13 protein-coding genes are annotated in these 12,202 nt (G+C 59.4%); 4 read left to right on the top strand and 9 right to left on the bottom strand.

Going from position 1 to position 12,202, the window contains the following annotated elements:
• Nucleotides 1-97: 97 nt before the first annotated feature.
• Entirely contained in the window at nucleotides 98-913 is an 816-nt protein-coding gene (locus EN750_RS04300; RefSeq protein WP_127395716.1) for an oxidoreductase, read from the bottom strand.
• Nucleotides 914-1,015: 102 nt separating this feature from the next.
• Between EN750_RS04300 and EN750_RS04295 the strand changes: the two genes are divergently transcribed.
• Nucleotides 1,016-1,579 (top strand): TetR/AcrR family transcriptional regulator, encoded by a 564-nt coding sequence (locus EN750_RS04295; RefSeq protein ID WP_127268724.1) that lies wholly within the window; start codon nucleotides 1,016-1,018, stop codon nucleotides 1,577-1,579.
• Between the two features lie 52 nt (nucleotides 1,580-1,631).
• Here EN750_RS04295 and EN750_RS04290 read toward each other — a convergent pair whose 3' ends face one another.
• The 6 genes from EN750_RS04290 to EN750_RS04265 all read right to left on the bottom strand — a co-directional run bounded on the left by EN750_RS04290 (nucleotide 1,632) and on the right by EN750_RS04265 (nucleotide 8,445).
• On the bottom strand, nucleotides 1,632-3,263 hold the full coding sequence (locus EN750_RS04290; RefSeq protein WP_127395715.1) for an ABC transporter ATP-binding protein: 1,632 nt from the start codon (nucleotides 3,261-3,263) through the stop codon (nucleotides 1,632-1,634).
• Nucleotides 3,253-4,137 (bottom strand): ABC transporter permease, encoded by an 885-nt coding sequence (locus EN750_RS04285; RefSeq protein ID WP_127268722.1) that lies wholly within the window; start codon nucleotides 4,135-4,137, stop codon nucleotides 3,253-3,255. The genes EN750_RS04290 and EN750_RS04285 overlap by 11 nt, the downstream gene beginning before the upstream one ends.
• Nucleotides 4,134-5,180: an ABC transporter permease gene (locus EN750_RS04280; RefSeq protein WP_127395714.1), complete on the bottom strand. Its 1,047-nt coding sequence runs from the start codon at nucleotides 5,178-5,180 to the stop codon at nucleotides 4,134-4,136. The genes EN750_RS04285 and EN750_RS04280 overlap by 4 nt, the downstream gene beginning before the upstream one ends.
• Nucleotides 5,181-5,268: 88 nt before the next feature.
• The gene (locus EN750_RS04275) at nucleotides 5,269-6,876 is read right to left on the bottom strand and encodes an ABC transporter substrate-binding protein (protein ID WP_127395713.1); all 1,608 of its coding nucleotides are present in this window, start codon (nucleotides 6,874-6,876) and stop codon (nucleotides 5,269-5,271) included.
• A 121-nt stretch (nucleotides 6,877-6,997) separates the two neighbouring features.
• On the bottom strand, nucleotides 6,998-7,351 hold the full coding sequence (locus EN750_RS04270) for a Rieske (2Fe-2S) protein (protein WP_023809364.1): 354 nt from the start codon (nucleotides 7,349-7,351) through the stop codon (nucleotides 6,998-7,000).
• Between the two features lie 11 nt (nucleotides 7,352-7,362).
• Entirely contained in the window at nucleotides 7,363-8,445 is a 1,083-nt protein-coding gene (locus tag EN750_RS04265) for an amidohydrolase family protein (protein WP_023809365.1), read from the bottom strand.
• 134 nt (nucleotides 8,446-8,579) lie between these two features.
• On the opposite strand from EN750_RS04265, the gene EN750_RS04260 reads away from it, so the two are divergent.
• Both EN750_RS04260 and EN750_RS04255 read left to right on the top strand, forming a co-directional pair.
• On the top strand, nucleotides 8,580-9,437 hold the full coding sequence (locus tag EN750_RS04260) for a LysR family transcriptional regulator (RefSeq protein WP_023809366.1): 858 nt from the start codon (nucleotides 8,580-8,582) through the stop codon (nucleotides 9,435-9,437).
• Between the two features lie 212 nt (nucleotides 9,438-9,649).
• Nucleotides 9,650-10,606: a hybrid-cluster NAD(P)-dependent oxidoreductase gene (locus EN750_RS04255; protein ID WP_210212725.1), complete on the top strand. Its 957-nt coding sequence runs from the start codon at nucleotides 9,650-9,652 to the stop codon at nucleotides 10,604-10,606.
• Between the two features lie 108 nt (nucleotides 10,607-10,714).
• Here EN750_RS04255 and EN750_RS04250 read toward each other — a convergent pair whose 3' ends face one another.
• Both EN750_RS04250 and EN750_RS04245 read right to left on the bottom strand, forming a co-directional pair.
• Nucleotides 10,715-10,912, bottom strand: a complete 198-nt coding sequence (locus EN750_RS04250; RefSeq protein WP_127270219.1) for a hypothetical protein — start codon at nucleotides 10,910-10,912, stop codon at nucleotides 10,715-10,717.
• A 119-nt stretch (nucleotides 10,913-11,031) separates the two neighbouring features.
• A complete protein-coding gene (locus EN750_RS04245; RefSeq protein WP_127395712.1) occupies nucleotides 11,032-11,265 on the bottom strand; it encodes a hypothetical protein in 234 nt (77 codons plus the stop codon).
• 413 nt (nucleotides 11,266-11,678) lie between these two features.
• On the opposite strand from EN750_RS04245, the gene EN750_RS04240 reads away from it, so the two are divergent.
• Nucleotides 11,679-12,202, top strand: a 524-nt coding sequence (locus EN750_RS04240) for a substrate-binding domain-containing protein (protein ID WP_145967404.1), incomplete at its 3' end; no start/stop codon positions are given.

Raw genomic sequence — 12,202 nt, 5'->3', positions numbered from 1 at the left:
CCCATGTGTCATGCTTGGCACCTCCGCCTTGCGGGGGCTGGCCAATCGTGTTGTCGTTGCCAGTCGCATGTGCGTAAAATCCTCTGCTCGCTTTTGGTCAAACCGGCAGGCGGAACTGTTTGCGCAGGCTCTTGTCGAATATCCCCGCGGGAGCAAAGCGGCGCAGCAGGCTGACCTGGCGCGCTGCCCTGCCGGCGGTGTAGCGCCGTTGCGGACGGGCATCGGTCGCTGCTTTGACGACCACCTGCGCCACCACTTCGGGCCGATCGGCTACGGGCATCACATCGCGAAGCAGCGCTTCCAGCGTAGCCCGAGCCTGATCGTATTCCTGCAACGGCGAATCCGGTTGGATCCCGTTCTGGTCGAAGACAGTGCGAACGAATGCCGGCTCGATGACCGAGACGCGGATATTGAAGGCACGAACCTCGTGGTCGAGCGATTCCGAATAGCCCTCGAGCGCGTGCTTGACCGCCGAATAATGCGCTGAATACGGCGCCGGCACCAGTCCCAGCACAGAGCCGATATTGACGATGCGCCCCTCGCCACGCCTCCGCATCGACGGCAGCACCGCATTGGTCATGCGGATGACGCCGAACAGATTGACGTCGAACAAGGCCTGCACCTGTGCAATCGAGAATTCCTCGGCGCCTCCAAGCTGGCCGACGCCGGCATTGTTGACCAAGAGGTCGATCCGGCCGGTCTGCGACAGCACCGTCGAAACGAGTGCGGCAACGGCCTCACCGTCGGTCACGTCGCAAACCAGCATGGTCACCCCGTCCGGGCCGTTGTCGGCCTTGCGCCGGCTGGTTCCGAAGACTGTGAACCCCGCCTTTGCCAGAGCCTCGGCACTGGCGCGGCCAATGCCCGAAGAGGCTCCCGTCACAACAGCGGTTTTTTCGGAATTCGCATTCATTTCGTGCTCCAAAATCATGAGGGCTAGCTTTTTGCGCCCGTTGAATTACAGTCGTAATATCAGATTACACTCATAATGCAATAGCAGAAAGGAATAGCAGCCATGCGCTACGAAAAGGGCCGGAAGGACGCCTCGCGCGGACGGATCCTGGAGGTCGCGGCAGAACGCTTTCGCGGCGACGGCATCGCCGCGTCCGGACTGGCGACCATCATGAGCGACGCCGGGCTGACGAACGGCGCCTTCTATCCGCACTTTCAATCCAAGGCGCAGCTTGTCCGCGAAAGCGTGGCGGCGGCGATGGAGCTTCAGGCGCAGCAACTGGCAGAAGCATTGGCTTCGGGCGTGGAGATGGCCATCGGCACGTATCTGTCGGCCGAGCACCGGGACAATCCCGGAAAGGGCTGCGCGTCAGCCGCGCTGCTGCCGGAGCTCGCCCGTCAGCCGCCTGAGACGCGTGAAGCCTATACAGACCACCTGCTGGCTTTGGTGCGCCAGTTGGCGCAAGCGCTACCGCAGGCCAAGGATCCGGAGGGCGTGGCGCTGGCTGTCTTCGCAACGCTCCTCGGCACGCTGCAAATGGCCCGCGCCGTGGGCGGAACGGAATTGTCCGATCGCATCCTCTCGGTGGGGAAAGATGCGGCGAAGACGCTGATCGAGCAGCGTTAGCGCTCCAGGAAGCTGACAGTGAGGAACATGCCGGGCGCGGATAGCCGATCCGTCAGATCTTCCGGCTGGCCAGCAGCCTTGTCAGCCAGTCCGGATTCATTTCCGGAACAGAGGACAAAAGCCGTTCGGTATAGGCCGCGTGCGGTGGCGTGAGAACTTCGCTCTTCAATCCCTGCTCGACGACTTTGCCGCGGTGCATCACGACGATTTCGTCGGCTATCGCGCGCACGGTAGCAATGTCATGGGTAATGAAGATGTAGCTCATTCCGAGTTCACGTTGGAGACGTATGAGAAGCTTGAGAATTTCCTCTTGGACGATCTGGTCGAGCGCGGACGTGATCTCGTCGCAGATGATAAGCTCCGGATCGGCAGCCAACGCCCGGGCAATGCAGACGCGCTGTTTTTGGCCACCCGACAGCTCGCCAGGCAGGCGTTCCAGAAAATCCTCGCTCATCTCGACCATGTGCATAAGTTCGCCGATCCGGCGATCCCTCCGCGCGCCCTTAAGGCCGAGGTAGAATTCGAGCGGCCGAGCGATGACTTCTTCGACCGTTTGGCGCGGATTAAGGGCGTTGTCGGGCATCTGATAGATCATCTGTATGCGGCGCAGGACCTCTTTCGGCCGCGTCTTCAGGCTCGTGGAAAGAAGCTGGCCGGCAAAAGAAATCGAACCTGAAATTGGCGGCAAAAGGCCGGTGACGACTCGAGCGAGCGTCGATTTCCCCGAACCGGATTCGCCGACCACAGCCACGGTTCTTCCGCGCGGAACCTTGATGGAGACATCCTGGAGCACCTTGACCTTTCCTGCATAGGCCGCGGTAACGTTGTCTATCGTCAGCAGATAGTCATCGGCTGGAACTTCGGGCTTGGCGAGCTTGCGTACGGCCCAGAGCGTTTTTGTATATTCCTGGCTGGGCGAGGCCAGCATCTGGCGTGTGTCTGCCTCCTCCACGGTACGTCCGTGGCGCAGAACCATGATACGATCCGCCATTTGCGCCACCACCGCCAGGTCATGCGTCACATAGATTGCAGCGGTGCTGAATTCCTCCACGATGTTGCGAATGGAAGCTAGAACTTCAACCTGCGTGGTCACGTCGAGCGCCGTTGTTGGCTCGTCGAATATTATGAGGTCCGGACGACAGGCCATTGCCATCGCTGTCATTGCCCGTTGCAACTGCCCGCCGGAGACCTGATGAGGATAACGAAAGCCTATGGTCTCCGGTTCTGGGAGTTGAAGGCGTCGATAAAGATCGACGGCGCTCCGGTTCGCCTCTTCCCGGCCGGCAATTCCATGCGCCACCGCGGTTTCGACGGTTTGTTCCAAGAGCCGATGTGCCGGATTGAAAGAGGCAGCCGCGCTTTGCGCGACATAGGCAATGCGGGAGCCCCTGAGGCGACGGCGCCCTTTTTCATTGACTGCCAGAAGATCAATCCCGTCGAACAGGACCGAGCCTTGCGTGATCCGGCAGCCCGGCTTGGCATAACCCATTGCGGCAAGGCCAATGGTGGACTTGCCGGCGCCTGACTCTCCGATCAGCCCAAGAACCTGGCCCCGCTTCAGCGTCAGATCGACCCCGTGGACAATGGGATGCCACCGCTCATCCGAGAACCCCTCCACATGCAGATTGCGGATTTGAAGCAGATCCTTTCCTTTTTCGCGTGGGCCTGGGCCGCTACTTTTCATCCCGCAACCCGCTTGTTGCTTGCAGGAACCAGTCCACCACGAAATTCACGGACACGGTAAGGAGAGCAATCGCGCCGGCCGGAAGTAGCGGGGTGACATCGCCATAGGTGATCAGGGTCGCGTTCTCGCGCACCATTGATCCCCAATCGGCCGTCGGCGGCTGAATACCGACGCCGAGAAACGACAGCGCCGCGACTGTCAGGAACACGAAGCAGAATCGCAAGCCGAACTCGGCGACCAGTGGCGGCATGACATTGGGAAGGATTTCCTTGGCGATGATCCATTTCGGTCCCTCGCCGCGCAATCGTGCCACCTCGACATATTCCATCACCGCCACGTTAAGCCCGACGGCGCGAGAAAGCCGAAAGACCCGGGTGGAATCCAGAAGCGCAATGATGACAATCAGGCTCGTGATCGACGAGCCGAAGATCGTCAGCAGCACCAGCGCGAAGATCAGACTCGGGATTGACATCAGCACGTCCACTGCACGCGACAAGATCTGGTCGAGCCACCCCCTGTACAATGCGGCAAGAAGGCCGAGCGAGACGCCGACCGCGAAGGACAGCAACGTGGTCGCGACCGCGATAGCGATGGTGTTGCGCGCACCGTAGATCAAGCGGGTGAGCATGTCGCGGCCGAGCTGATCGGTTCCCAATTTGAACTCCTGGCTCCACGGCGCGAAGGCTTCGCTGAAAACCTGCGTCTCGCCATATGGGGCTATCCAGTGCGCGAAGACCGCAACAAAGACGTAGCCGAGGATCACGACGATGCCGAACCATGCGCTGAACGGTGCCTTCTTCAGCGCAGTTTTCGCCCGGGTGGCACGCGAGCGTCTCAGCCTTTGAACCGCCGCGACAGATTCGGATCTGGTCATCGTGGGTGCAAGAGCCTGGGATTGGTGGCGATGGAAATAATGTCGGCTAGCAGGTTGAGAAGGATGTAAGTCGCGGCGAAAATCAGGGCGCAGGCCTGGACAACCGGAACATCCCTGGATTTCACCGCGTCAACCATCAGCTGGCCGATGCCGGGGTAGACGAAAACGACCTCGACCACGACCACTCCGACGATGAGATACGCCAGGTTGAACGCCACCACAGTGACGATCGGAGCCCAGGCATTGGGCAGGGCATGCCTCAGCACGATCACCATCGGGGACATTCCCTTGAGGCGCGCCATATCGATGTAGGGGCTTGCCAGCATGTTGATGATGGCCGCTCGGGTCATGCGCATCATGTGGGCCACGATTACGAGCGTAAGCGTGATTGCCGGCAGGGCGACTTTCCAGAGATGCTCCCAAAATGGCGTCTGATCGTTCACATTCGACAATGTCGGAAATTTGGGAACCGCATTGAGCATCCAGTTCAGCAAGACAGTGAGCCAATGAGGCAGCGTTTGAGCGAAATCGGATCCGATGAACGTGTCGCGCGAGATCACCAGGTAGGCGAGCATATAGGCGACGAAAAATTCCGGGAATGAAATGGTTGTCAGTGTCGCGACATTCACCAGCCGGTCGAACCAGCCGTTGCGGTACAGCGCAGCCAGAATGCCAAGCCCCAAGGCCAGAGGAACAGCTATCAGCGCAGTCACCGCTGCAAGGAACATCGTGTTGTAGAGGCGTGGTGCGATGATCTCGGCCACGGTACGCCGATATCCGGTGCGGCTCGCAAACGAAGAGCCGAAATCGCCATGGAGCATCTGGGCGACCCAAACGAAGTAGCGCTCGACAGGCGGGCGATCGATGCCGATTTCCCGCTGGAACGCGGCGACCGTTTCGGGCGTCGCCGATTGCCCGAGCGTGGCCTTGGCGAAGTCGCCTGGAAGCATTGCGATCGCAGAGAAGATAATGATGGACACGATGAACAAAGTGACCAGGCCGAGGCCAAGGCGCTGCAGGACCGTTCTTGCGACGGGGTTCATGTGCGTGGCGTTTCCCTTTGGGCGGCAGCCCTGCACTCGGAGCCAGCTGACCGGAGCCTCAAAACCATCGCGGCTCCGGCCCGCCATCTCATGCCGTGGCGATCCACCAGCGTTCGGCCATTTTCAGTCCATCGTTCTCCCAGTTGGGCGCCACATCACCGTGTGCGAGCTTTTTGGATTGGGCGCTGACGAAATTGTTGAAGACCAGCACGATGCTGCCGCCGTCATCGTGGGTTAACTGCTGCATCTCGGCATACATCGCCGCTCGCTTGGCCTCGTCCGTCTCGGCGCGCGCCTGGACAAGTAGTTCGTTGAAATGGGGATTTTTCCAGAAGGACTCATTCCAACTGGAGTCGGCGGCGAAGGCTTGCGTGAACATCCAGTCGGCCGTCGCCCGACCGCTCCAATAGGAAGCGCACCAAGGTTTCTTCAGCCAGACATTGTCCCAATAAGCGTCCTCGGCCTCACGCACGACATTGACGTCGATGCCGCATTGGGCTGCCGTTTCGCGAATGAGCGAAGCCGCGTCCACGGCGCCGGCAAAAGCGGCATCGGCGACCGAGATGTCCACCTTCAGGTTCTCCATTCCGGCCTTTTTCAGGTAGTGCTTGGCTTTTTCCGGATCGAAGCTGTGTTGCGGTTGCGGATCCTTGGCGAATTTGATGGCCGGCGCGATCGGGTTGTCGTTGGCCACAGTGGCGTGGCCAAGAAAGATCTTGTCGACGATTTCTTGGCGATTGATCGCCCATTTCAATGCCATTCGCACGTCCGGATTATCAAATGGCGCCATCGTGACATTCATCGGCAAGGTATAGTGCCCATAACCAGTGACTTCGACGATCTCCACCCTGGGATTGCGTTTCAACATGCCGAGGGTCTTCAGGTCGGCGCGGCCGATATAGTCCACCTCCCCCGTGGACAGCGCCGCCATGCGAGCGGCAAGATCCGTGATGGCGATGAACTCCACCTCATCGAGATAGGGCTTGCCGTTCTTGAAGTAGTTTGGATTGCGCTTGAGCTTGGCCGAAACGCCGGGCTGGAAATTCTCGACGACGAAAGCACCGGTGCGAACGCCTGAAGCCCAATCCGCCTTGCCATCCTTGGCCGGCATGATGACCAGATGGTAGTCACTCATAATGTAAGGGAAATCGGCGTTGCCGCTCTTGAGCGTGAAAACCACCGTTTCCGGGCCATCCGCCTTGATGTCGGCGACGGAGTCCAACAGCGATTTCGCCGCCGATTTGGTGTCCTTGCCCATGTGATATTGCAAGGAGGTCACGACGTCATCCGCCGTCACGGTCTTGCCGTTGTGAAAGGTTGCGCCTTTGCGCAGCTTGAAGGCCCAGGTTTTGGCTCCATCTGAAGTTTCAAAGCTCTCGGCGAGGTCCGGTTGGACATTGCCTTTGGCGTCGACCTCAGTGAGGCTGTTGGACAGCGAGCCCGAAAATGCGGTTTGTGTGAACGTGTCGGGGTAGCCGGCCGGATCGATCGAATCCGTCGTCGCGCCATGAGCCATGCCGAGCTTGGCGAAGCCGCCCTGCATTGGTTCGGCCCGCGCCGTGCTCACGAACAGCCGGTCGGCGGCGGCAACGGTCAGGCCCGCGGCCAGCCCAAGATGAATGAAGTCGCGGCGGGAAACCTTGCCGCCTCCGATCAGGCTTTGCGCGATACCAAGCTTGTATTCAGATTCTGACATTTGACTCTCCCATTGCGGAATTCCCCGCGTTATTTCTCGTCAAGCACCGGCGAACAAATCTGCTTATCGGCTCCCGCCACCTTTCCTTCGAATTTTTCCAATCCCAATCGGCTTGCGCCAATCAGGCCGTCACGTAGATGCCACCGGCTTCGACGGTGACTGGAAATGTGCGCGCGCGAACGGACGGATCGACCAAGGCCGCGCCTGACTTGATGTCGAACTCCCAACCGTGCCAGGCGCATCGAACGATCTCGTTTTCGCGATGATAGATGAATTGCGCCTGTTCAACGGGCGCGGTTGTGCCGCATTGCGGCCCCTCGCAAAGCGGAGCGCCGCGGTGCGGACAGACATTCAGCAGCGCGTGGAATGAATCTCCGATGCGGAAAATCCCGACCGAAAGGCTGCGGATCTTGGCGATGAACGGAGACCCTGTTTCGATCTCGTCGACGCGGCAGATATATGTCTTCTCGGGCATCGTATGCTTCCTCAGGCGGCATTCGCGGCTTGCGCGCGGGGAATGCGTTTGTAGACTTCCAGCGCGTTCAGTCCCATGATCTTGCTCTTCCAGGCAGGAGGGATTTGCAGCGTGTTGGCATCGTCGTAATCCCAGTGCGGATAGTCCGATGCAAACATCAGCGTGTTTTCTCCGTCCATCGCTTCGAGCGTGGACCAGAGATGTTGGATGTTTGCAGGCTGCTCCAGCGGCTGCGTGGAAAAGCGGATGTTGCGCCGGCAATATTCAGACGGCAGCATCTTCAGCCATGGCGTCTCCTTGCGCAGCGCTTTGTAGTCGGCGTCCAGGCGCCAAAGGACCGACGGAACCCAGGCGACGCCGCACTCGATGATCACGAAGTAGAGGTCCGGCCATTTCTCGAAGACGCCATGGGCGATCATGCTTGCCACGTGCGACATCGCCGACATGTGCAGGATGGCATGCGTTTCCCAGAAGAATGTCGTCGGGGCAGGAGCAATGGCAGTTGAATTCACGCCGCCATGCCCGCCCAGATGAATGGCGAATGGCAACCCCACTTCCGCGCAGGCTTCGTAGATCGGATGGTAAAACGGGTCGCCATACGGCTTGACGGACCCCTGGGAGGCGAGAACCTGGACCATGCGCGGATGACTGCCAAGACGGCGTATCTCGGCGGCAGCGAGCTTCGGATCCTGTGGCGCGATGATGATCGAGCCCATGAAACGATCGTCTTTCGGCAACCACTGATCGATCTGATAATCGTTGTACGCGCTGACCAGAGCGCTGGCATAGTAAGGGTTAGCCAGGGTCGACGCCTCGATAGGCTCATCGCCGGTCAGGATCGCCACGTCGACTTTGTATTTGTCGAGGTGCTTCTCTTTCATGATGAGATAGTTGTCGGCTTCCGTTTTCGGACGGATGTCCTTGCGGGAGAAGTCCTGCGGGTGGAACCAGGGCCGATGGCCATGCGGAAAGGCGCCAACGGGACCTGTTTTCTCGCCCTCGATGAACATGTCTTTCCACAAGCCGGAGAGATAGGGCTCCAACACGGTGGCGCTTGACCAGTAATTATGACAGTCGCAGTCGACTATGAACACTTCTTCCGCTCCGTATCCGTATCTCGTCCCGGCGGCGCTGCCGGCCGTTGATCTGCTGCAGCTTCCGCCTTGAGTATTGTTTGATCAAGCTTATGATACGTGGAATATGATCGAGTTTTTCGATTGGAGATTTCATGCAACTTGATCACATCGAGACCTTTCTCGACATTATCGAATCGAGAAACTTCAATCGCACCGCGGATCGGCTAGGATTGACCCAGTCGACGATCAGCACCCGCATCAAGAACCTCGAGAGCGCAATCGGGTCCGAACTGTTTCAGCGCGGACGCGCCGGGGCGGAGCCGACCGCCGCAGGGCGCCGGTTCGAAGCTTATGCAAGATCCTTGCTGTCCACATGGTCGCAGGCTCGCCACGATGTCCGGGCGTTCAATCGTTTCGAAGGCACCTTGCGCGTCGCCGCGCAGGTCGGGATGACCCGCTCGGTTTTGCCGGGTTGGGTGGAGACGCTGTGTCAGGCTCTTCCCAAATCGTCGATCCATGTCGAGTCGGATTATTCAAACCAGATGGTCAGCGACCTGAGCATGGGAAATCTCGATATCGCAGTGCTTTATGCCCCGCGATACCTACCCGAAATCTCCTATGAGCATTTGATGGTTGAGGAATATGTGATGGTTTCCACGGTGGCCAGAACCCTCTCCGAGGTCGATCCCGAAACCTACATTCGTCCGGGCTATACGGTCCTGCTGGAGAAGGCCCATGCCGAATTGCTCGGCGAGTTGGCGATCTGTCGCCTTTCCATGGGATCGGAAACCTTGGCGGAGATGATGCTACGGCGCACGGGCGGCACCTGCTATATGAGAAGTGACGATGCGCGCAGGTTCGCCCTCGAACGCCCATCGTTCATCGTCGAAGGCGCTCCGACGCTGCATCAGCCGGTCCATACGGCCATCCTGGCGCGCCGCAAACACGAACCGATCATCCGCAAGGGAATCCGCGCCCTTCACGTTGCCGTGATGTCACTGGATATGTAATCGAAATAATCGATCATAACTCGGGAGGGATGCTTCTGTTGCGGGGGGCCTGGAACTGGCATCTTGGGTTCGACTTCGAACCGAGATGAATGATGAACGCACACGTTTCCTTGGGGGCCCCCGACCTCCTGCCGATGAGGCATCATCGGCAATGGGCACAAACCACATCGCAGCTTGTACTCTGCCGTCGTGTAATCGAGGAAACGCCCGACGTGAAAACTTTCGTTTTCACATCCCCGACGGATCGGATGTTCTGCTTCAGCGCGGGCCAGTATGTACTCGTGCACCTCAAGATCGAGGGTGCCGCGGTGACGCGCTCCTACTCTGTTTCGTCACCACCGACGCGACCGCTCGACCTGCAGATCACGGTGAAGCGAACACCGGGCGGCCTGGTTTCGAATTGGCTCCACGACAATTTGGGGGCGGGCGACGAGATCGAGATCGAAGGGCCGCTCGGCTCATTCAATCTCGATGACCTACCCTATGAAAAGCCGCTCTTCCTTTCGGGCGGCAGCGGGATAACGCCGGTGATGTCCATGCTGCGTGCGCTTACCGACCGCGCGGCCGACCAGGATATCTCATTCGTTCATAGTGCCAGAACGCCTGGTGATATAGTCTTTCGACGGGAATTGGACGCACTTGCCTCTCGCTTTCCCAACGTAAAAGTAACGTGCGTTTGTAGCCAGGAAGATCCCACCTGGAGGGGGCCGACTGGCAGAATAGACAGTCAGATGCTGCTGACCCTCGTTCCCGATCTCCACAACCGCACTATCTTTGCCTGTGGCCCTGAAGCGTACATGGAAGCCGCACGTGCCTGCCTGGATGCGATTGGCGTGGCTCCGTCACGGTACCACCAGGAGAGCTTCGGCGGCGGCAGCAGCCCCCAGTTGGAACCGGCCCCGACAATACCATCTTCGGTCCGTTTCGTCCGCTCCGGGATCGTGCATAACTGCTTGCCCGGAGAGACGCTGCTGGAGGCGGCGCGCCAATGTGGCGTCTACGTCCCAACCGCCTGCCAGCAGGGAGTTTGCGGCACATGCCGCATCGCCAAGCTGTCCGGCGAAGTCGCCATGGAGGATCTCGGCGGGCTGGCCCCTGAAGAGAAGTCGGCCGGCTATGTCCTGGCATGCTGCAGCCACCCTCAGGGCGCGGTTTCGCTCGATCTTTAACCCCGGGTGCTTGGTTCAGCATTGAAGCCGGCGCAGTAGGTGTTGAACTGCCGGTGAAGGCGTTGCGGGCGTAGCGGACTGATGCGCATCGACCTCAGCCGATATTGCTCAGAAGTCGAGAGCAACCATCATGCCACGGACTTCGGCCATTTCCAGCAGCAGGTCCTGCAGTCTGTCGTCCAGCGCGGCACCGGTCAGCGCCAGAAGCTCGGTAATGCTCTCTCTCATCGATATGACGGCGGCGCCTGTCTTCTCGGCGAGCAGCCGTCCGATGGCAGCCCGGATCAGCTCGTCCTGATCAGACATGCTTCACCTCCCGACGCACTGCAACCTCTCCTTGCTTTCCATGCCTCACCGCCGCTTTCGACAACGTGCGTGATTTTCCCATACGGTATGTTTTTTGATGCGATCGCGGGCGGCTTTGCTCACGCCAGCAGATCGTCTTTATCGACCTGGCAGTCGTTCAAAGCCGCCAATGAAGGCAGCAGCGAAAAATGGCCGGGTTGGACCGTTTCAACCGCTGCAAGCAGCTCCTGCGGCACTTCCTGCCGATAAAGCCCGGTGCATACGCCCCCTTCGACCCTTGCCGGCAATTCCGTGATTGCGTCGAAAATCGGAAATGTACCCGTTGGTTCTTCCAGGTTCTCGAAACGCCCCACCCGAAACCTCCTCTTGCGCAAAAGTAGCGACTAACGCCGCTATCCCCAAGTGGTTCCCTAGGCCGGCACATTTTTTCGCGCCTTGGTTGTAGCGCATGCCGGTAGGACAGTCATGCCCCCAGGGTGCATCGTCAAAATCGGTACGCACCACTTTTAAATCTTGACGCGTGTCAATTTTTTATAAAACATGCGCAAACGCCGGATTGGCATCGGCCGGCGCTCTGGGAGGAGCAATGCCTGACATCGAAAAGTGCCCAAACCTCGGCTGCAGTCCGCACATTCCAAAGCGGGCAGCAATCTGTTGGCGGGACCATCGCGCCAGGCGCCGGGGTCGCTTGCGCGCCGTCTAACATTGCAGTCACCGGACAGCGACATTGATGCAGCCCATAAAACAATCAGGAGGAGGAAAAACCATGCGTATGTTCAATTGCCTGAAGCTTGGCACGAACCTGCTTGGCGCAGGCATGCTTGCAGCCATCGTCGCAGCGCCCGCCCATGCCGAGGATACGGCGAAAGTCGCGGCCATCGTCAAAGGCCTCGACAATCCGTTCTTCCAGACCATGCAGAAGGGCATCGAGGAACAGGCCAAGGCAAACGGCGTGAATGTCAGCGTCCAGGCCGCCGCCAATATGGGTGACGCCACCGGCCAGGCCGACCGCCTGACCGCCATGGCCATGCAGGATTTCGATTGCTACCTGGTCAACCCGATCAGCGTCTCCAATCTCGTCCAGGCGCTGGTGCCGGTCGCCCAGAAGAAGAAGCCGATCGTCAACATCGACTCGACCATAGACCCCGAACAGGCCAAGGCCGCCGGCTTTGCCGTCTCGACCTATATCGGCACCGACAATGTCGCCGCCGGCGCGCTGGCCGGCGAAGAGATGCTGAAGCTGGTGCCGAAGGGCTCCAAGGTCGCGCTGGTCGCCGGCATCATCGGCGA

Origin of the sequence: Mesorhizobium sp. M7A.F.Ca.ET.027.03.2.1 (genome assembly GCF_003999175.1) — a bacterium.
In the GTDB taxonomy this organism is placed as follows: Bacteria; Pseudomonadota; Alphaproteobacteria; order Rhizobiales; family Rhizobiaceae; genus Mesorhizobium.
This window is presented reverse-complemented; position numbering and strand designations above follow the sequence as displayed.

Excerpts from the sequence above, each read along its gene's own strand:
- EN750_RS04300 (WP_127395716.1), bottom strand. The coding sequence starts at position 913 with ATGAATGCGAATTCCGAAAAAACCGCTGTTGTGACGGGAGCCTCTTCG.
- EN750_RS04295 (WP_127268724.1), top strand. The coding sequence starts at position 1,016 with ATGCGCTACGAAAAGGGCCGGAAGGACGCCTCGCGCGGACGGATCCTG.
- EN750_RS04290 (WP_127395715.1), bottom strand. The coding sequence starts at position 3,263 with ATGAAAAGTAGCGGCCCAGGCCCACGCGAAAAAGGAAAGGATCTGCTT.
- EN750_RS04285 (WP_127268722.1), bottom strand. The coding sequence starts at position 4,137 with ATGACCAGATCCGAATCTGTCGCGGCGGTTCAAAGGCTGAGACGCTCG.
- EN750_RS04280 (WP_127395714.1), bottom strand. The coding sequence starts at position 5,180 with ATGAACCCCGTCGCAAGAACGGTCCTGCAGCGCCTTGGCCTCGGCCTG.
- EN750_RS04275 (WP_127395713.1), bottom strand. The coding sequence starts at position 6,876 with ATGTCAGAATCTGAATACAAGCTTGGTATCGCGCAAAGCCTGATCGGA.
- EN750_RS04270 (WP_023809364.1), bottom strand. The coding sequence starts at position 7,351 with ATGCCCGAGAAGACATATATCTGCCGCGTCGACGAGATCGAAACAGGG.
- EN750_RS04260 (WP_023809366.1), top strand. The coding sequence starts at position 8,580 with ATGCAACTTGATCACATCGAGACCTTTCTCGACATTATCGAATCGAGA.
- EN750_RS04250 (WP_127270219.1), bottom strand. The coding sequence starts at position 10,912 with ATGTCTGATCAGGACGAGCTGATCCGGGCTGCCATCGGACGGCTGCTC.